Annotated in this window: 14 protein-coding genes and 2 pseudogenes; 10 read left to right on the top strand and 6 right to left on the bottom strand. The window is 43.5% G+C overall.

Features of this window, described 5'->3' with window-relative positions; translation table 11 throughout:
• Positions 1-98: 98 nt before the first annotated feature.
• The 3 genes from LMH68_RS21590 (at position 99) to LMH68_RS21600 (ending at position 2,888) form a co-directional block, all read left to right on the top strand.
• Positions 99-815: a GntR family transcriptional regulator gene (locus LMH68_RS21590; RefSeq protein WP_010430026.1), complete on the top strand. Its 717-nt coding sequence runs from the start codon at positions 99-101 to the stop codon at positions 813-815.
• Between the two features lie 232 nt (positions 816-1,047).
• On the top strand, positions 1,048-1,944 hold the full coding sequence (locus LMH68_RS21595) for a hypothetical protein (RefSeq protein WP_229647833.1): 897 nt from the start codon (positions 1,048-1,050) through the stop codon (positions 1,942-1,944).
• Positions 1,945-2,135: 191 nt separating this feature from the next.
• The gene (locus LMH68_RS21600) at positions 2,136-2,888 is read left to right on the top strand and encodes a DUF481 domain-containing protein (RefSeq protein ID WP_229647862.1); all 753 of its coding nucleotides are present in this window, start codon (positions 2,136-2,138) and stop codon (positions 2,886-2,888) included.
• An 88-nt stretch (positions 2,889-2,976) separates the two neighbouring features.
• Here LMH68_RS21600 and LMH68_RS21605 read toward each other — a convergent pair whose 3' ends face one another.
• The 4 genes and pseudogenes from LMH68_RS21605 to LMH68_RS21620 all read right to left on the bottom strand — a co-directional run bounded on the left by LMH68_RS21605 (position 2,977) and on the right by LMH68_RS21620 (position 10,968).
• Positions 2,977-6,054 (bottom strand): efflux RND transporter permease subunit, encoded by a 3,078-nt coding sequence (locus LMH68_RS21605; protein WP_229647834.1) that lies wholly within the window; start codon positions 6,052-6,054, stop codon positions 2,977-2,979.
• Positions 6,041-7,378 (bottom strand): efflux RND transporter periplasmic adaptor subunit, encoded by a 1,338-nt coding sequence (locus tag LMH68_RS21610; protein WP_229647835.1) that lies wholly within the window; start codon positions 7,376-7,378, stop codon positions 6,041-6,043. Before LMH68_RS21610 ends, LMH68_RS21605 begins: the two co-directional genes overlap by 14 nt.
• Before the next feature lie 195 nt (positions 7,379-7,573).
• Positions 7,574-8,767, bottom strand: coding sequence for an outer membrane protein transport protein (locus tag LMH68_RS21615; protein ID WP_229647836.1), 1,194 nt, complete (start codon positions 8,765-8,767; stop codon positions 7,574-7,576).
• A pseudogene (locus LMH68_RS21620) lies at positions 8,757-10,968 on the bottom strand (lipase). Before LMH68_RS21620 ends, LMH68_RS21615 begins: the two are co-directional and overlap by 11 nt.
• 356 nt (positions 10,969-11,324) lie before the next feature.
• On the opposite strand from LMH68_RS21620, the gene LMH68_RS21625 reads away from it, so the two are divergent.
• The 3 genes and pseudogenes from LMH68_RS21625 (at position 11,325) to dcuC (ending at position 14,362) form a co-directional block, all read left to right on the top strand.
• The gene (locus LMH68_RS21625) at positions 11,325-12,029 is read left to right on the top strand and encodes a winged helix-turn-helix domain-containing protein (protein WP_229647837.1); all 705 of its coding nucleotides are present in this window, start codon (positions 11,325-11,327) and stop codon (positions 12,027-12,029) included.
• A pseudogene (locus LMH68_RS21630) lies at positions 12,022-12,528 on the top strand (hypothetical protein). Before LMH68_RS21625 ends, LMH68_RS21630 begins: the two are co-directional and overlap by 8 nt.
• Before the next feature lie 466 nt (positions 12,529-12,994).
• On the top strand, positions 12,995-14,362 hold the full coding sequence (dcuC, locus tag LMH68_RS21635; protein WP_229647838.1) for an anaerobic C4-dicarboxylate transporter DcuC: 1,368 nt from the start codon (positions 12,995-12,997) through the stop codon (positions 14,360-14,362).
• 202 nt (positions 14,363-14,564) lie between these two features.
• On the opposite strand, the gene LMH68_RS21640 is transcribed toward dcuC, so the two are convergent.
• Together LMH68_RS21640 and narQ are read right to left on the bottom strand one after the other, a co-directional pair.
• Positions 14,565-15,197 carry a response regulator gene (locus LMH68_RS21640; protein WP_017062609.1) on the bottom strand — a complete coding sequence of 211 codons (633 nt, stop codon included), beginning with the start codon at positions 15,195-15,197 and terminating at the stop codon, positions 14,565-14,567.
• Complete coding sequence (narQ, locus tag LMH68_RS21645; protein ID WP_017062610.1) at positions 15,184-16,914, bottom strand: nitrate/nitrite two-component system sensor histidine kinase NarQ; 1,731 nt, start codon at positions 16,912-16,914, stop codon at positions 15,184-15,186. The genes LMH68_RS21640 and narQ overlap by 14 nt, the downstream gene beginning before the upstream one ends.
• A gap of 253 nt (positions 16,915-17,167) precedes the next feature.
• Here narQ and napF point away from each other — a divergent pair, with 253 nt between their 5' ends.
• From napF to LMH68_RS21665, 4 genes are all read left to right on the top strand, one after another.
• Positions 17,168-17,647 carry a ferredoxin-type protein NapF gene (gene napF, locus LMH68_RS21650; RefSeq protein WP_017062611.1) on the top strand — a complete coding sequence of 160 codons (480 nt, stop codon included), beginning with the start codon at positions 17,168-17,170 and terminating at the stop codon, positions 17,645-17,647.
• Positions 17,648-17,670: 23 nt separating this feature from the next.
• Positions 17,671-17,976 carry a chaperone NapD gene (locus tag LMH68_RS21655; RefSeq protein WP_017062612.1) on the top strand — a complete coding sequence of 102 codons (306 nt, stop codon included), beginning with the start codon at positions 17,671-17,673 and terminating at the stop codon, positions 17,974-17,976.
• Complete coding sequence (napA, locus tag LMH68_RS21660; protein ID WP_229647839.1) at positions 17,973-20,462, top strand: periplasmic nitrate reductase subunit alpha; 2,490 nt, start codon at positions 17,973-17,975, stop codon at positions 20,460-20,462. Before LMH68_RS21655 ends, napA begins: the two co-directional genes overlap by 4 nt.
• Before the next feature lie 125 nt (positions 20,463-20,587).
• Positions 20,588-21,043, top strand: coding sequence for a nitrate reductase cytochrome c-type subunit (locus tag LMH68_RS21665; RefSeq protein WP_229647840.1), 456 nt, complete (start codon positions 20,588-20,590; stop codon positions 21,041-21,043).
• Positions 21,044-21,067 lie beyond the last annotated feature (24 nt).

Consider the following 21,067-nt stretch of genomic DNA (forward strand, 5'->3'; position numbering starts at 1 on the left):
TAACCTTTAAAGCAAAGCTTATATAGAGCAAATTTACGTATTTAAGGTACAGGTTGTTAATCAAAGTCTAGTTGTCCTAGCGCACAAATGAGGCAAAAATGGCAAGACTCCCTATGTATCGCCAAATCGCCGATGCAATAAGAGAAAAGATCAGTTCTGGAGAATACAAAGTTGGTGAAGCACTCCCAACAGAAGCGCAATTGCGTGAAGTATTCTCGGTAAGCCGTGTAACGGTTAGGCAAGCACTGAAACTACTGATCGAAAACGATGAGCTTGAAAGCGTTCAAGGCAGCGGTACTTACGTCAAAGAGAACAAGATCAATTACGACATCTACAAACAGTCGAGCTTTCAAGAAAAGTGGGCGCATTTGGATGTGGTTACACACAGTGATGTTCTAGCCTTTGAAATGAAGCCCTGTTCTTTGGCGATGTCTGAACATCTAGATATTAAAGAAGGCGAATTAGTTTTCTACGTAAAGCGTGTTCGCTTCATAGACAACAATCCAATCACGGTTGAAGAAACTTGGTTACCTGTTGCCCTATTCCCAGATCTCACCTATCAAGTGATGCAGACATCAAAGTACGACTTTATTGAGAACACCAAAGGCATGGTGATTGATAGAAGCGAGCAAGAACTGGTGCCGATTCTTCCGCCTGAAGACGTTGCTAAACAGTTAGGGATTGACCCAACTCAGCCTATCATTGAAAAACGTACTCGAGGTTACCTCGCCAATAACACAGTGTTCGAGTACAGCCGTAACTACTTCACATCTAACGATTACAGATTTACTTTGGTCGCAAGACGCCAGAGATAATACTCATCAGCAAGTTTCTATAACAGTAGATGACCAACACAGAGAGCGCCTTGTTCTCTGTGTTTCTGTGCTGTTAGCTCAATAATGAACCCAACTTTCTCCCCCCAAATATTCCTAAATCAATATCAAGTAATCTCACGAAAGTTCATTCACATTCATTTAAATACTGTTCTCGCGCTTTGACCATAAACTAGGCGCCAAATGACAAGAACAACCGTCGACAGGAATGTAGATGAATACCAAACAACTTGAGAACGCGGTTAGTGAAGTAAGCTTATTCAATCAGCACCTCCACTTAATCCAATCCGTCCATACCATTCCGACACCAAAAGTAAATTGGGAGTCGATTGCCATGGAACCTGCGCCTGCAATGCCAACGGTTCGCTTCGATCATAAAGTCAAAGCCATAGAAGCGCTTGATGAATACAAGCCATACTGGCTAGATATTCTGTTGGGTAACAAGTCTAAGTTTCACACCCTCACAAGCAATGTCGAGCGAGCAGCAGAAAAAGACATAGAGCAATATAAAACGGAATTTGTACATTGGGTTCAGAACTACAGCTACTGGGTAAAAAGCAATCAGTTATCGAAAGGCGTTTTGAATAACGATAGCCAAGCAAAGTTGTCTGCCCTTTCTAAAGCTCAGCAAAACCTGATGAACGTAGCGGTGGTCGACACCAAACTGATTAACCATAACTTCAATACCTATAAGAATGGCCACCTGTTAGAAATCAACATTCAGGTTAATAAGCACAACGTGATCCCTAAAGAAAAAAAGGTATTGTGCCAAGGCGAAGTAAAGCTTGAAACGATGTCTCTTTCTGAAAGCAATACCTTATATCGTGAGTACGTGTGCAGCTGTATTCTTAAATGTGCGCAAGATGCTTTCAATGTCTTACCCGAGACGAGCGTCTTGGTCAACGTTGAACAGATTTCAGCAGATCAATCGAGCGAAACCATCGTTTCATGCCATGTAGAACAAGGACTACTCGAGTTCTTATTAATCGAAGACGATAAACCCTCTGAGACACTTGAATTCTTTGTCCACATTGAAGATTTTAATCCTCATCGAGGTAATGGGTTCTCAGCGAAAAAAACGATCTTTTCGCCTTTGCCTATTGCGTCGTAACTCACTCGCATTTTCGATTCAATCATTGACGACTCTTCACGACTAACCTTGCGTTCATCGTGTTCAATCACCTTATATACCAAACCATTATGTCGACACACGCTATCTCACAAACAACGCGCCCATTAACCAACACAGTTTCATACACACGATCCTTAATAAAGCTACCTTTAGTTCTAATCGCTATCTCTATGCCCGTATTTGCCGAAGAAGTTGAAGAAGTAGAACTCGAGGGCGACGTCGTATTAAGCGAAGGTTCTGACTTACAAGAAGAAGCTCAAGAATCCCCTTTTACAACCCTGACCAAACTCGGGTTTATCTACTCACAAAACACCAGCTCATCTTTGTCGATCAACTCTGGAATCTCTGTTGGATACAAAAAAGAGAACTGGGGCCAACGAGTTCAGTTTGATACCTACTATACCGATGCTGAAAACGATGAAGACGGCACCAATCGCTATACCACCAACTATGGCATCAGCTATGACTTGAACGAAGTCACCTATTTGGTCGCAACAACACGTTTTGAACACGACCACTTTGGTACTTATCGTAAGCAATTTATAACGGCTACAGGATTGGGTCGCCACTTTTATGATACTGAAAGAATCAAACTTCAAGGCTCTGCTGGTCCGGGTTACCGAATCAGTCAACGGCAATCCTCCGATGAAGAGTTCCCGAACAAAGAGAACTATGAACTAATCGTGAATGCCAGTGTTGATGGCTCTCTGACGCTCACAGAGACGTTTTCTATCGGGGCAACCGCTAACATGGCTTACGGTGAAGAGAACACCAATTACAATCTTAAAGGCTATCTAAAGAACATCTTGATAGGCAATTTGGCGCTAACTTTTGATACCGAATACATCTACAACACCACTGACGCATCAGACCAAAGTAACGCCGAAATCTACAGCTCAATGAATCTAAACTACGACTTCTAACCGCTCTCCTCACTTAATCTAGCCCACAACAGCAAAAGGCCCTCACAATGAGGGCCTTGAAGTATCTAGCTAAACCTAAAACATCTCGCTACGCTGGTTTCGTTCTCAATCGAGTCAACAAATCCATTTGCTTTAGGTTCGCCATACCGACATACGCGACTGGCACTAAGAACAATGAGAAAAAAGTTCCGACAGACAAGCCACCGACCAGAACCAAACCAATATTGATTCGACCTAAGGAACCCGGGCCATCCGCCAGTGCCAATGGCAATGAACCGAGGATCATCGTCAGTGAGGTCATCAAGATTGGACGTAACCTTGAACGTGCACTGCTGATCGCCGCTTCTTTCGCACTCGCGCCAGATTTGCGTTTCTCGTTGGCAAACTCCACCAGCAAAATACCGTGTTTGGTCACGAGACCAACCAGTGTCAGCAATCCTATCTTCGAGTAAATATTGAGGCTTTGACCAAATACCGAAAGCGTCAAAATCGCGCCCACAATACACAATGGAACCGTTAGCAAGATGATCATTGGGTCAACAAAGCTTTCAAACTGCGCCGCCAAGATCAAGAAGATGAAAATCAACGCCAATACGAACAGCACTTGTGCGCCCGCGGTTGAATCAACCAGGTCTTTAACTACGCCATTGAACTCGTAGCTCTGAGCAGGTTTCAACAGACTTGGTACCGTGTCATCAATGTATGCCTTCACGTCGCTCGCCGTATATCCGGGCATCAAGTCCGCGGTGATTTCAGCACTGTCTTTACCCATGAACGTCTTGAAATTAGATTCCGATGTCACTTGCTTGATTGATACAAACTGAGATAAAGGAAGCCTTTGACCCGACTGTGAATCCACGTACAGCTTATCGAGCACCTTGAAATCGCCAAGATCACTAAGATTTACTTGAACTTGAATTGGGTACGTATAGCCATCATCCGCTTGTAGATCTGCCGCTTTCACTGATCCTAAGAAAGTAGATAGCGCATTGGTGACATTACTGTAATCCACACCAGACAATACGATAGCATTGCGGTCAATCGACAAGTCATAACGCAATTGGTCACGCAACATCGAATTTTTAATGTTGGTCACGCCCTCATAACTCTCAAGCGCCTCCACCACCTCATTCGCCGTTTCCGACAATACGGTGGTATCACGGTTAACCGTCGTTAACTCTAGGATCATATTAGTGGCAATGTTCAAGTTATCAGCCGAGCGAACCTTGAAAGACATGCCATAAGCAGAGACCGAACTTTGCGCTTTAGCGATAAACTCGTTCACCAACTCATCAGCTGACTGGTCACGTTCGCCCCATGATTTCAATAAAACGTGATTAGTCGGAGTCCCTTCGATGTAAGACAAGTTTGCCTCTACCGAACGATCACCTTTGAACACACTGTTAAGTTGCTCGTTGTTGTCTAGGTGATACTGACGTCCGACTCCTGTAGGAGGCGTTGAAGTGACCTCAACAAAACCAGTATCTTCCGTTGGAAGCAACACTTGAGGCATTGTCCAAACCGCCAAAGCAGATAGAGCAATCAATGCCAAGGCAATACCACTCATCAGTGTTTTACGCTCAAACCATTTGCTAAGTTCCTTGGTGTACAAGTCAGACAGAACATTCAGCTTCGCATCAACTTTTTTGTACCACCTTGCCGGCTTTGTAACTGGCTTCATTAAGTAAGCACACATCATGGGCGAGAGCGTTAAAGCCACAAACCCAGAGATGATCACTGCTGCTGCTAACGTGAAAGCAAATTGTCTAAATAGATCGGCGGTTAAGCCCGACATCAAACCAATAGGGAGATACACGACCGCTAAAGTCAGCGTCATCGCTATCACAGGAAAGACGATCTCTCGGCACCCTTTGATTGCCGCATTAAAAGGGGTTTCTCCCTCTTCGATATGTCGGTAACAGTTTTCAGCCACTACAATGGCATCATCGACGACTAAACCAATCGCAAGAATGATGGCCAAGATAGTCAGCACGTTGATACTAAACCCGAGCACATGCATAACTGCAAACACACCAATCACACAGACTGGGATCGTGATAATAGGAATAGACGCCACACGAACTGAACCAAGGAACAACACGACAACGGCTGAAACAAGAACAATCGCCTCAACCAAAGTCATGAAACCTTCGTCAATTGCGGTTTTAATGAAATCAGCTTGGTTATAAACCATCTTCATCTCAATGCCTTCTGGCAACTGAGGCTGAATCACATCAATCTGTTTCTTAACTTTATTTGCAACTGTAACTGGGTTTTCACTTTTCAGTGGCAGTACCTGAATCGACATCGCTAAATTGTCATCTACACGAAGAATGCTCGGCGTAAGGCTCTCTTCCCCCATTTTGACTTCAGCAATATCTCCGACACGAATGATCTTGCCGTTATCGACACGAACCACCAAATCTCGCACATCATCAACACTGGTCACTTGGTTGACTGGGTTAATGGAGAAATCTCGTACCTGACCTTTGATAGTACCCGCGGTAAATGTCGCGTTGTATGAGCTTAATGTACCGACCACGTCTGACGCACTCATGTTAAGCGCCATCATTCGATCAGGTTGTAACCACACACGAACCGCTTTTTCACTGCCACCATACGGCCCCCAAATCCCCCCCACACCTTGTATGTGCTTAAACTGGGGCACGACTTGCTGGCTAATGTAGTCATACATGTCTTGCTTAGACATCTTGCCGGTATTCACAAACGTGATGATGTTACTCGGCATACTGGTATCAGAAGAGTCATCCGTTACCGTTGGCTTGTCCGTCATACTAGGAGGAAAATCACCAATCGCTTCAACACTGCTACGCAGGTTGTTCATCAAGCTCGTGTATTCGACGTCATTAATGTCATCTTCAAAAATGATTTTTAGATTACACGTTCCTTCCTGACAGTCGGTCGTCATGGTTTTCACGCTGTCTAAGCCCGTTGCCGCCGTGATCAGTTTATCTGCCACATTGCGCGACATGAACTCAGCGCTCGCGCCATTGATCGCCGCGGTTACAGTCGCCGACGGTGTTTTATGTTCAGGAAAGTATTGGATTGAGAGCTTTTGAAACGACAAAAGCCCAAGCAAAACAATAGTAATACTCAGAACAGACGCAAACACAGGGTGCTTGATACAAATCTCAGGAAGCTTCATTCAGGTTCTCCTTTGTTACAGCTTCCTTGCTTTGGATTTCCTTGCTGTGAGTTTCCTTGTTTAGACTTTCGCTCGATGATTGCTCAGCGGCCGCATTAGTTTCCGCACGCTCGTTATTTTCGTTGATCGCTTCGTCTACACCTTTTGTTGCTTCCGTCCAATCAACCGAAGGCTCAACCGGATGTGCTTCATCAATCTGTGTTTCGGTCTTTTCTACCTCGGGCTTAACGGTCTGCTTAGTGACCTCTTTGTTTATTGGCTCCGTTATTAGCTCAACTGTTTTCTGCTCCGCATTAGGGTTCATTACCTTAACTAGAGACGCTTTCTTAAGGTTCTGTTGCCCCGTCACTACGACCTTATCACCCAGTTTCAATCCGCTTTCTACAACGACGTACCCATCGTTAGTGTTCACGCCCAATTCAACAATGCGTTGCTCGATTTTTTCGCCATTCACAATCCATACAAAACGTTGTGCATTTTTTGCTTGAACGGAATTTTGGGAAACCACCATTTGAGTCGTGTCTTCGCTCGTCATTTGGCTTACTTTGGCAAACATGCCCGGAACTAAACGATGATCTGGATTGGTCACGTGCGCGTGTACTTCTACGCGACCTGAACTCTCATCAACCGCGGGGGCAATGTAATCCACCACACCAGAAAATGCTTCATCGACAAAAGCATCAACTTGAATAGAGACATTCTGTCCAAGTTTTGCGTTGCCTAGATCCGATTGTCCAATGGAATACTGAACTTCGACAGGATCGAGTTTGATCAAACTCACCAACGCGGTTGCGCCATCAATCTTACTGCCCACTGAGTGGGTAAAGTTGGTTAATTGCCCATCAAATGGCGCAACCAATAAATAGTCATTCATTAGCGCTTCTTTCTGACGGAAATCAGCCGCAGCTAAATTCGCCTGCTCTCCCAGTTCTTCAACATCTTGTTGAGACATAGAGTCAGGCTGTTTCTTTAGTAATTCTTGTACTCGCTTTAATTTCGACTTTGCTAACGCTAGAGAGCTTCTTGCTTTGTCTAGATCGGCTTTCGCTTTGGTATTGTCCAATTGAGCGATCAACTCGCCTTTTTTAACTGAATCTCCATCTTTGAAATGGATATTGAGAATTTTGTCGGAGGCACTGAATGTCAATGCAGCAGAATCCGTTGCCCTGATTTTGCCAACCTCGTTGATTGAAGATGTGAATGCTTGTTTGTGCGCTTTTTCGATAGTCACAGGAATCAAGTTTGAGTCTTGGGCAAACGATGGAGAGATATGTAAGGCAAACAGTGCCAAACAGATTGTTTTACTAAGCTTTGTAAATTTCATTTTTAATAACCATAACCGTTTGAATTCGTCTGAATTAAAACGTTTTTCTAAGCAGCTATTTCTTACTTAATGAGCTTCCAGCTATTTAAATAATGCTAAAACAGCTAATAATGAGAAAAGGGCTCAACTCACTGTCGAGCCCTGCAATTTTTATATGATTCCTAAATTTTTACGTTCTGAACTCCAAAGTAAAAGTTAAAAACGATGTTGATATTGAACACCAAGCAAGAGAGCATCGGCAGTCACATCAGCAGTTATATTGGAACTCGTTGCTGGAATCGTCGTCAGGTTTTCGTCAATATCTTGTGATTCTCCGATGATAAATCCGACTCCAACGTCCACAGAACTGGCATCGGTGAAGTTATACGTCCCTCCGACTGTTAACCAGTGACGGTTAACATCAGGAATAGAGAGCGATGTGAGTTCGTCAGTCGGGGAAATGTCGTACATGTAGCCAGCTCTTAGAACGACGTCTTTTGACATGGTGTATGTACCACCGACAGAAACATGTCCTGCGTCTTTCCATTGATACTCTTTAATTGAGTCGTCATAAGAGTCAGATGTTAGCGAATCAAATTCAGACCAGTTCACCCACTGCAGGCTGTAGTGAAAAGCCCACTGTTCGTTGAGCTGGTGCCAACCGGAAAACTCTAGAGTGTCTGGTAGAGGTACGTTCATCTTGTCGGCAGGGACACCGCCTTTGGTAATGTCACCTTCTACTTCGATATCTGGGCTGTAACGGTAACTAATACCGAACTTGTTATGTTCGTTGACTTGGTAAGTCGCACCAACATTTGCACCCAGACCGAAACCGTCTGCATCTACATTTAACAAGTTTTGACGGTATATCTCACCCTCACCGTAGATAACATCTATCCCGGCACCTAAGTTGATTTGTTCGGACAACTCGTAAGCCACAGCGAAGCCAACATTGATACTGGAAAGCGCTGTTTTCCCTCCGAACTCATCCGCTTCGAACGACTCGTCAAACTCAACGTCAGTACCGAAATTGGAATGGACTGTTGCGCCCAAAGTAAACTTAGAACCTTCGATAGGATGCACATAGTGAATATTCGGAACTAATGTCCCTGCGTCTAATGATTGGTCATCTAACATTTCAGTATCACCAATCATTGGCGTGTAGCTAACACTCGACACATCAATACCACTATCGATATAGATAGCGCCGACAGAGAGTGTTGGTTGCTCGATGTAAGCCATCGCAGCACTGTTCTTAGCCACAATTGCCGCACTATCGGCCATAACAGCATAACCCGCGAATGCACGACCTAACCCTGTTACGGACTGTGCGTTAAGTTGAAAACCGGCCGCGTTAATCAGACAAGGAACAAGAGCAACTGCAGTGCCCAAAAAAAGTTTATTCTTCATTTTGAGGCACCTCTGTTTCGATATGATCTTCGTTATTAATGACAACAAGCGAACCGTCAGTCATCACCATCGAAGCAACAGCTAACTGTTGGGTTGTCACGGCTTCACGTACATCTGACATATTTCCGCCTGGCATACCCGGTAGGCCATTTTCATCAACGGGGCCTTCATACGGGAATAAGTACGTACCATGTCCACCGGTTGTCGTTCTTATGACTCCACCGAGTTCGATCTGATCACGCTTTGTACCCGTTATTGGGTCTAAACCAAGGGCAGTAATTAAGGGCTCAGTGCCAGTTCGAATATTATTTGGCGCGGTATTCGGAATTACGCTGTCTGGCACATAATCAACGCCAACGTCACAGGTTTCGCCGCAATCTCCAACTGCAGCTAACAAAAGAGTCGGTTGCTCAGCCTTAACTTGACGAGAGATGAAACTAGCAGGGTCTGCACTATCAATTGTTGCTTGAACTCCTTGTTTAAGGTCGGTAACAACTAAATCGAAGATGTCGTTCTCTAGCTGATTAACAAGCAGCGCGTTATCAGATGAAAGCTCTACAAACTCTCTAAGTGCTTCAATACATTGTTGATTCGTTGCTTCTGTTATGCATGTATCTGGTATGACAGTTTCAGCAATGCCACGCTGAACATCAGGAGACTTCTTAACACCTTCAGACATTTCAGGGCCTAAGGTTTGAGAAGACAGAACCAAGTTGGTTAGCCCCTGCCCCGGAACAACAAAGTTCACCGTATTGAATTCAAAATTAGGATTAGTATCCGAGTGAAAATCAGGGCTTGCTTGACTAAACTCACTCACCATTACCGACATGATCCCACCCAACGATTGTCCGATTAGATGAACGTTATTGTTATCAACCCAACCTTCTTGGCTCAACGCATAGCGTAGACCCAGAAAATCAGAAACAGACTGCTGGAGGTTAGAACGAAGCGCTAAAGGGGAATCAATATTGATGAAGAAGGCTTTGTTTGCTCGGGCACTAATTTCCACGTGCTCAGGGCTTGAGTCATAACGTATCCGCTCACCGTGATATGGCATATCGATCGCAACCACGGCATAACCTTTATCAGTATATTCCGCAGCCATTAAAGAAGCAGTGCCGCGCTCTGCTGTAACACCATGAATAAAAATAGCGACAGGTAACCCTATAAAACTATTCCAGTTAAACTCTTTTGGTACGTATATATCTGCCGTCACCTCAAGGTCTTCTGTCTTTTGAGGCATTGGATTCTCCGCAGTTGGAAAACTACCGGAAGTGTTGGTAATCCATTCATACAGTGGTGGGCAATTTTCTTTCGGGTCAAATTCATCGACGATACATTCCGCCTCCCTCTCTTTTGTAAAAGGTAAGTACGACGGAATTTTTAGCACTTTTGTATACAGGTTATATCCCCGCTTTTCCTCTACAATTACAGGCTCTTCTTGGGTGAATGAACTACCATATTGCAGATGGTTTCTTTTCATTGCATCTAGCGACGAATACGAACTCTGTGTTTTAAACTGCGCAGCATAAACGGGAATACCTTTCTCTGGATATAACGCATAATATGATTCAATAGCACTCAATACTTGATCTTGAAGGACTTCTTCTTTTTCGTTATTTAATGGGACGTCTGAATAAATCAACTCATCAAAACTGGCATCTGCTTTTAAAGGCTCATTAAATTCAGTTTTTACCCCGTCAGTAACAACGATCGAATAAGTCGTCCCCTCTTTTAATCCTGATTCGCACTGAATAATTATATTGAAACCATCGGCCGATATTTGAGTGTCAACTTCATCACCTGTTATTTCATCAATTAATACAACATTCCCGGCTAAGGTTTCGTTATTGAGTGGATAACGTTTATCAGAATTAACACTTTTTAGAGGAATCAAAATCGGTTCTGCACAAAGTCCCCAACCGTCTAGGGCTGCGTATGAGTTGTTGTAGTCCTGATAATACGCGTCGTTAGTCGATGACATTACGACAACGTCTTCACCGACACCGGATATTGTTCCATCCTCGTCATACCCATAACCATCGTTCGGTTTTGGTAATTCATTAATGTTGTAGGGAACCAATATCAATACGGCATCTTGAGCCGAGTAAGGCAAGCGTAATTAGTCCACATATATACGGCTTATTGAAATCTTTCAAAACAGCTCCTTCGTAGCTTTCGCATTTAACTGGTGTGGTCATGCGATTTATCGTTATTTGAATTGCCGATTGAGTCGGAGGTAAGCTCGACTTTTATTCGTAGAGAGCAAGGCAACACAGAGTTGGAATGACACGTTGATAAAACTACGTAAGAAATTTGAGCAGTTAACCCACACCCACTAAATCAGCGTCACCCGTTAATGATCTAATAGCGACTGGCGGCAAGCACCTGAAACCACATTAAACAACCTCAAAAAGGTTTATAAGGGAATATGAAAAGAGGGATAATCAAACAAATTCAATTATTTAAACATAAAATAAGACAAAGTGAGTGAGTTTATATTTATAGTGGTATTTGTTATATTTAAGTGAGAACGCTTATAACAATGAGAACCCAGATGTCTGCTGAATTTATTATCAATGATGATATACAGGTCAATTTAGAAGAGAGTGAAATCCATCACTTTAAGACAGGTCGTACGTACCCAATAGGTTCTAACGAATCAGAGCTACTTAAGTTTTTTATCTCGAGACCCAATGAGGTGATCACGCGCCAAGTTCTTATTGAACAAGTGTGGGTGTCTAAAGGTATCTACGTTGAAGATGGCAGCCTAATGCAAACCATCTCGATTTGCCGAAAAGCGTTAGAAGATAAGAGGGGGATGATCATCGTCACTGAGCGCGGTAAAGGCTACCGATTTGCAGGACAAGTGACACAAGACAAAGAACGCGCGCTGCGTATAGTTCAATCGCAACCAATACAAGAAACGAAACAACCTGAAGACAACACAGCGCCAGAAAGATCACCAACCGAGACAACGGCCGCTACGAAAAAAACAAACAGTGTGTTAGCACTGGTTGCATTATTTGTAGTGGCTGCAGGTTTATCCCATTATCTGTTTTCTTATTTAGATAGAAATAGCCTAGGCGAAGATCTCGTGGGTCAACATTTTATCTCTTGTAAAATCGAATCCGACGAGTTCACTTTTAATGAGTTATTCAACGTGACGCTTTACGAATATAAGGGAAAAAAAATCATCATCGATAATTCAGGAAAATCTCTGAGCTTCCCAAGTGAATTTAAAGGAGTGACTTGTGAATAAAGAAAAACAGATCTTCGTTGCAATCGCCATAATCGGTATTATGGCCGGATGGATGACAACCTTTATTCCTCAAAGTTATCTTAAAGGTCATTATTTATCCAACACAGCCTCGGTGGTCAACCCACAAGAAAAAGTCATTTATAATCAAGCTGCCGTTAATATCGAGTTTAAGAAGAATAACAGCTATGAATTGTTATATGTCTCTACGAAAGAAGCTGGCTTTGCGTCGTCAGGTACTTACGTGGTAACCCAACACGACATTTCTTTAGACGAGACTCAACATGAACAAATCATACCAAATAGAGAGCTCACATTTTACGAAAAGGTGATGATCAGTGAAGGTGCAGTGCTTTCTTCAGATGCCATGGCTTATATCCCACTAAATAATGATGAATTATAATTGGTCACTCAGCGCGGAATGATTCACTTCTGTAAAAAAGTGATATGCGCCGACCTGCCCACTTACTCGAATGCAGATCCTGAATTGAACATTAACTAATCGTTTAACTATCAACTATTTCGGTCAGTAGCTGTACTTAAGCCAATACGTTAGGAGCTATGCATTTCCACATCAATTCAACTCTCGCTGAAGCCTACTTAACTTTCCATTCCCAGTAGGCATCAGTTCATAAATTAATCCGATATCATGTAAAAATACACACTTCTTTTTAGTTCTGCACGTTAGGCTCCAAAAGTCATAGATTTATAAATCCACACCTTTGTATACAACTCCTCACTATAAAGGTGATCCAAGTTATATTCTATTGAGATAGATAATTTGTTTATTAACATCTAAACAACAGTAGTTGTTCATGATTTACAACCACAATTAACATCAAAGAAAATGTTTGTCTTAGATCATATCAACCTCAACTATGCCTCGTGCCACAGTGCAGTTTTCTGTACATTCATTGTCATATTCTGAAACACTTTCTTATATTTTTTTAAACTTTGTGGAGATTTCTATGTTAGAGCTCTTGATCGGATTAGTGATTACTAACGCTGTTGGTTACTTTATTGTGAAAGGCTATAAAGCGGCAGGTGTATTACTGACAGCTGGCCTTGCCCTACTTCTTATTACTGGCCTTATAGGTCACACAGTCTTACCCGCTAAGGTCGCTTCAACAGGTAACATGGTTACCGACTCACTAGAATTCGTTAAGTACATGCTTCAGTACCGTGGAGGCGGCCTAGGCATGCAAATCATGCTTCTTTGTGGCTTTGCTTCTTACATGACGCATATCGGCGCAAACAATGTGGTAGTAAAACAATTCTCTAAACCGCTTGCTGCTATCAAATCTCCATACGTACTTCTTGTTGCGGCTTACATCGTAGCGTGTCTAATGTCTCTAGCAGTAAGTTCTGCAACAGGCCTTGGCGTGCTATTGATGGCGACCCTATTCCCAATGATGACGGCAATGGGTATTTCTCGTCCAGCAGCGGTGGCGGTTTGTGCATCACCTGCAGCAATCATTCTTTCACCAACGTCGGGTGATGTGGTTATCGCAGCAGAAAAATCAGGTATGTCTCTTGATGTGTTTGCTGTTCAAACGGTACTGCCTGTTTCTATCTGTGCGATCATCGTGATGGCGGGTGCGGCTTTCTTCTGGAACAAATACCTAGATAAGAAAGAAAACACGCCAATGGAAAAAGTAGACGTTTCAGAAATTGAAACGAATGCGCCGGCTTTTTATGCTGCTCTTCCATTCTTACCTATTTTTGGAGTATTTCTATTCAACGGTCGTACCATTCCGGGCCTTTCACTTGATATCTACACCATCGTAGTAGGTTCAATTTTCGTGGGCGCTGTTATCGATTACGTTGTGAAGAAGTTTGACGGCGAAAAAACACTAGAAGACCTAGATTCTTGCTACCAAGGTATGGCCGAAGCATTTAAAGGCGTAGTAATGCTGTTGGTTGCGGCGGGTGTATTTGCTCAAGGTCTAATGTCTATCGGTGCAATTGATAACCTAATCGGTCTTGCCGAATCTGCAGGCGCAGGCGGTATCGCATTGATGCTTATCCTCACAGGTCTAACGGTTGCTGCGGCAATTGCGACAGGTTCAGGTAATGCACCTTTCTATGCATTCGTAGAACTGGCTCCATCATTAGCGGCGAAAATGGGCTTGAACCCAGCGTTCCTAATCATCCCAATGCTTCAAGCATCGAACCTAGGTCGTACAATTTCACCAGTATCTGGCGTAATCGTAGCGACTTCTGGTATGGGTAAAATCAGCCCATTTGAAGTCGTAAAACGTACGTCTGTACCCGTAATCTGTGGTCTTATTACGGTTATCTTCGGTACGCTTGTATTGGTTCCAATGTCGGCGTAAGCCTTAAGTTTCTAATCTCAAAGAACGAAGAACAAACGAACACCAATACTGAATATAAAATGCGTAAACAAAAAGGCGCTGAACTTAATAAGTTCAGCGCCTTTTTTAATGTCACTTTCTCAACATCGTTAAAACTATCGAGACATGTACAAAATGTATAAACAGTCAGGCTTGAAATAGTGTTATCTCAAAGGAACAAGCCCTACTTCATTTCACCATAGCGTTCTAGATACAGAACCGTTGCAGCGGTACGGGAAGGCACTTGCAGCTTTTTCAACAAGCTTTTCATATGTACCTTAACTGTCGATTCAGAAATAAACAGGTGATCGGCGATCTGCTTATTACGGTAACCTTTCGCGACTTCTTGAAGGATCTGCATTTCACGTTCAGTCAGTTGTTCGAAGATATCATTGCGGCTTCCAGCATCATTTAGGTAACGAGCAACCACACTGCTGTAAGCCTTGTCACCGCTGTGTGCTTGCTTAAGCAGTTCAATTAACTCATCGGGTTCAGTGTCTTTTAACAAGTAGCCATCAGCGCCTGCTTTTACAATCGCTTCAATGTCTGCAGGGCTATCAGAAACCGTTAGAATAACAATGTTTGCGCTAGAACCGTCAGTGCGAAGTGCTTTCAAGGTATCTAAACCAGACATGCCCTTCATATTGAGATCCAAAAGGATCAAATCAGGTTCTTCTTCATGAGCAAGAGCAACCGCTTCAGTGCCGTTACTTGCTTCTGCAATCACTTCGAATTCGTCTTCAAAGCTCAGTAATTGGCTTATACCTCTGCGCATCAATGGATGATCATCAACCAGCATTACTTTACAAATCGTCAACTTTAACTTCCTTCAAACTTTTATATTTCAATATGACTGTACAGCCTTCACCTTGCGCCGCTTCAATCGTCAAGTCGCCATTCAGTCTTGCCGCACGCTCCTGCATAATGCTCATCCCGTAGTGGTTCACCTTGGAACTACTTGAGTCAAAGCCATCTCCATTATCTTTTATCACGACTAATACTTCACCGTCCTCATCGATACAGCATACATCTATCAAGTCGGCATTGGCGTGTTTTATTGCATTTATTGTTGCTTCACGAATCAATTGAAGCAAGTGAACCTGACTATGCGCATCAAGCTCGATCGATGAGAGATTATTAGTGAGGTTAATCTTCGCATCGGTTCTCTCGCTGAGCGCCTCAAGCATGGTACTTAAGGCGTCTCCAAAGTTGCCCTCTTTAATGGTCAACCTAAATGTGGTGAGTAGCTCTCTTAACTGGGTATAAGCGTCGGCTAAGCCGTTTCCGATCTCAGACGCGATTTGTTCAGATTGCTCTCGGTGCTGTTGCTCTGGCAGTTTGCCAATCACACGCTTTAATAGTGTAACTTGAATTTTCAAGTACGACAGTGATTGAGCCAATGAATCGTGGAGTTCACGTGCAATCGTGGCACGCTCTTCCATGATAATAAGCTGTTCAGCTTTCTTTTGAGCACGATTGTAGTAGATCGCTCTCGATAGCAGTTGAATGAAGCTTTCGATCAGAGCTTTAGTTGAGTGCCCGTGGTGATATGAACAGTATAAATAGCCGAGAATAAGTTCGTTATCGTCGAGTTTCATCTCAAACTTTTCGTAGTCTAAATTCGAATCGTAACCTTCATCCATAATCAATGAACGGCCTGAGTTATCGACAATCTCGAGCCTCAGTGATCCAATCCCTTCCAAGCTCACGAGATGCTGCAAGATAGCTCGGAAGTTTTCAGGAGCAATACGCGTCACCGTGAGCTCTTGTGACGAGTTATAAAGTGCCTGCAGCGACTGGTTCGCATTTTGCAGCTCAATCGTCTTTGCATCCACCACATCTTCAAGGTTTCGATAAAGCACGCCTAAATCTTTGGCCATCGAGTTGAAGGTTTTGGTCAAAATGCCCATTTCGTTGTTACTGGTCACCTTGAGTTCTACCTCGAAGTCGCTGTTTTTGATTCTTTGGCTCGCACCGACAAGAGCATGTAGCGGTTTAACAACCTGTTTACGTACAAAGTGAACAACAAAAAGAGATATGACCAGAATCCCACCAAGGCCGATACCACCAGCCCACGCTAACTTTATTAACTTGTCTTCAGAGAACTCTTGCAGCTTATAAACGAAGCCATCGATTTCAGCCACGAAGTTTTCAACCAACACGAGATAGTGATCGCGCTCTTCGCTATTCAAGACCTGTTTTAGCTCATGCCAACGGCCGATAATTAAATAGTAATCTTCTGTGATGTCTGTCGGAACATTCCAACTGACCAAATTAGTCATGGATGGCGAGTAAAGAGAACTTTCGAATTCACGAATATGAGATTCATAATCGACAGATTCTATTTGAATATCATGGGCTAAACGGTAGCTTTGCATTCGCATTGAACCGGCCACGTTAACCGCTTCCGCATCATTCAAACTTGAAGCCAAAGTAAAGATGGCAAAGCCAGTCGTAGCAACCGACAACAGCAGTATAGAGAGCAAAGATTTTGCTATCGTACTTGTTACAGATGAAACCGGTTTTATAAGCAAAAGTGCCTTCCTATTGATAAATGACTTGCCAGCGATATCGTATTGTCACACATCAAAAATCATAGCTCCATTCAATATGTGATCACTCGCTCCGTAATTTATTGATCTAAGACAATATATGCCCCCAATTAGCCCTTAGGGGGTATTTATACAATTGTTTCTAAAACTACACTACTTGTGAGGACTCATTACAAGATATTAATAGAATAATGACCTACAATTACAACATCTTAGTAACATCTATAGGTATCTAGTGGTAGATCTATCAAAACGCCGTCTTTTTTCAAGACGAAAAGTTGACTCAAGCCAGATTCGTTTGCCTTGGATTGACAGCCTAGAAAGCTTTACAGATGACTGTACTCGCTGCGGTAAATGCATCGAGAGTTGTGAGACTAAGATAATCATTGTAGGCGATGGTGGTTTTCCCACTGTAGATTTCTCTATTGATGAGTGTACGTTCTGCTATCAATGTGCAGATGTTTGTCCCGAACCCATTTTTAAGCCAAAGCAAGGAGAGCCTTGGCAAGCAAAAGCACAAATCTCTGATAAGTGTTTAGCGCAACAAAATGTTGAATGCCGAAGCTGTGGTGACATGTGTGAACCTATGGCCATTCAATTTGAACTTAGAGCAGGCAGTGTTGCTCTACCAAAAATCGAGTTAGATGAGTGTAGCGGTTGTGGGGCCTGCGTAGCAATTTGCCCTACTTCGGCTATTCTTGTGAGTAATGCATAAAACAAAAATAACGAGAGCAATTTATGGCACTAAATGAAGTGCATATATCAAGTTTAGTCGTGCATGTGAGCCCTGAGCATCTAAATGAGATCAAAGCGGAGATCGATCAATTCGATAACGCTGAAATCTACGGAGATAGCCCTGAAGGCAAAATCATCGTGGTCCTAGAAACTGAAAACCAAGGTTTTGTAACGGACACCATCGAAGCAATAAACAACATTAAGAACGTTTTGGGGACAGCTTTGGTTTATCACCAAATCGAAACTGGACTCGACGAAACGGATTTAGAAACTGGAAGTAACAATTCTCAACTTGAGGGTGAAGTATGAAAATGACAAGACGTGCGTTTGTGAAAGCAAACGCAGCTGCATCAGCGGCAGCCGTTGCAGGTGTAACTCTACCGGCAACAGCAACCAACCTGATTGCTAGCTCTGATCAAACAAAAATCACGTGGGATAAAGCGCCTTGTCGTTTTTGTGGTACGGGCTGTTCAGTACTAGTAGGTACTCAAAACGGTAAAGTGGTTGCGACTCAAGGTGACCCAGAAGCACCGGTAAACAAAGGCCTCAACTGTATCAAAGGCTACTTCCTTTCAAAAATCATGTACGGCAAAGACCGTCTAGAACAACCTCTTCTTCGTATGAAAGATGGCGAGTTCCACAAAGATGGTGATTTCGCACCCGTATCTTGGGACAAAGCGTTCGACGTGATGGCTGAGAAATGGAAAGCTTCACTGAAGAAGAACGGTCCAACAGGTGTTGGTATGTTCGGTTCAGGCCAATGGACAGTAATGGAAGGCTACGCAGCCGTTAAGATGATGAAAGCGGGTTTCCGTTCAAACAACATAGATCCAAACGCTCGTCACTGTATGGCTTCTGCTGTAGTAGGCTTCATGCGCACTTTCGGTATTGATGAGCCAATGGGTTGTTACGATGACTTTGAACACGCAGACGCATTCGTACTGTGGGGTTCAAACATGGCAGAAATGCACCCAGTACTATGGACTCGTATTACAGACCGTCGTCTAAGCCACCCACACGTTAAAGTAAACGTACTGTCTACTTACTACCACCGTTCTTTCGAGCTTGCAGACACGGGTTACATCTTCAACCCTCAGTCTGACCTTGCGATCGCAAACTTCATCGCAAACTACATCATCCAAAACGATGCGGTTAACTGGGACTTCGTGAACAAGCACACGAACTTCAAGCAAGCAACGACAGACATCGGTTACGGTCTGCGTGACGATGATCCACTACAGAAAGCAGCCGCAAACCCTAACTCAGGCGAAATGACTGCTATCTCTTTCGAAGACTACAAAACGTCTGTTGCTGAATACACAGTTGAGAAAGCGTCTGAAATGTCAGGTGTATCTCAAGAAGACCTTATCAAGCTGGCTAAGCAATATGCCGATCCAAACATCAAAGTAATGTCACTTTGGACTATGGGTATGAACCAACATACTCGTGGCGTATGGATGAACAGCCTTGTGTACAACATCCACCTTCTTACAGGTAAGATTTCTACTCCAGGTAACAGCCCATTCTCACTAACTGGCCAACCGTCAGCGTGTGGTACAGCGCGTGAAGTTGGTACATTCGCTCACCGTTTACCTGCCGATATGGTGGTTGCTAACCCTAAACACCGTAAAATTGCAGAAGATATCTGGAAACTTCCAGAAGGCACCATTCCACCGGTACCCGGCGCTCACGCTGTTCTTCAAGACCGTATGTTGAAAGACGGTAAAATCAACGCTTACTGGGTAATGTGTAACAACAACATGCAAGCGGGTCCAAACATCAACACTGAACGTCTGCCAGGTTACCGTAACCCAGATAACTTCATTGTATGTTCTGACCCGTACCCAACGGCAACAGCTCAAGCGGCTGACCTCATCCTTCCAACAGCAATGTGGATTGAGAAAGAAGGCGCTTACGGTAACGCAGAGCGTCGTACACAAGCATGGTACCAACAAGTGAAAACTGTAGGTGAAGCTAAGTCTGACCTATGGCAAATCATGGAATTCTCTAAGCGCTTCACTATTGAAGAAGTTTGGGGTGAAGAACTGGTTGCGAAAATGCCTGAGTACCGTGGCAAAACCATGTACGACGTGCTTTACAAAAACGGCAACGTTGATGCATTCCCACTGTCTGAAGCTCAAGAGCTTAACGACGATGCACAAGCTCAAGGTTTCTACGTTCAAAAAGGTCTATTCGAAGAATACGCAGCCTTTGGTCGCGGCCACGGTCACGATTTAGCACCATACGATCGCTACCACCAAGTTCGTGGTCTACGTTGGCCTGTTGTTGACGGTAAAGAGACACTATGGCGCTTTAAAGAAGGTTCAGATCCATATGCTAAGAAAGGTTCTGATTGGGACTTCTACGGCAAACCAGATGGTAAAGCACTGATCATCAATGCACCATACGAAGCGCCACCTGAAGTACCAAACGATGAATACGATATGTGGCTATGTACAGGTCGTGTTCTTGAGCACTGGCACACAGGTACTATGACTCGTCGTGTACCAGAACTTTACAAAGCAGTACCGGATGCACTTTGTTACATCCACCCTGCTGATGCTAAAGCTCGTGGTCTTCGCCGTGGTGATGAAGTTCTTATCGAAAACAAACGTGGTGAAGTACGCGTTCGTGTTGAAACTCGTGGTCGTAACCGTCCACCACAAGGCTTGGTATTCGTACCATTCTTTGATGCAAGAATTCTGATCAACAAGTTGATCTTGGATGCAACGGATCCTCTGTCTAAACAGACGGATTACAAGAAGTGTCCAGTTAAGATCACTAAGGTCGCTTAAGGACAATATGTTCTTACCACTTAGCTCGTAGATCTGACGTTTTTAATATTGCGACTGCTTTTTTCGTTACTTTTTGAAAGAAGTAGTCCACTCAAAGAATTAGCCTTTAGGCGGAGAAATTAACCATGAAAAAACTGATTACTGCCCTACTATCAGCTGGTCTTTTGCTAGCTGGTGCAGTTCAAGCTGAACTGGATAACCCAGGCGGCATTGGTGGCGTAGAATCTCTACGTGGTGCAAGTGAACTTGAAGCAACTCGCGCAGCAGATGACTTCAAAAAGTTCCCTCGTGACCAAGTACTTGAGAGTGACTACGTATACCAACCACCTCTAGTGCCTCATACTATTCGTAGCTATGAAATTTCTCTTAACGCTAACAAGTGTCTTTCTTGCCACAGCTGGAAAAACGCAAAAGAAATGGGTGCTACTAAAGTGAGTGTAACTCACTACATGAACCGTGAAGATGCGGTACTTGCAGACGTATCACCTCGTCGTTACTTCTGTCTACAGTGTCACGTACCTCAAGCTAATGCTAAGCCACTAGTTGAGAACGAGTTCAAACCTGTAGATTCACTGCGTTAATCGTAGCCGGACTGTAAGAGAGGC

The organism is Vibrio sp. F13 (genome assembly GCF_020806305.2).
Lineage (GTDB): Bacteria > Pseudomonadota > Gammaproteobacteria > Enterobacterales > Vibrionaceae > Vibrio > Vibrio crassostreae_C.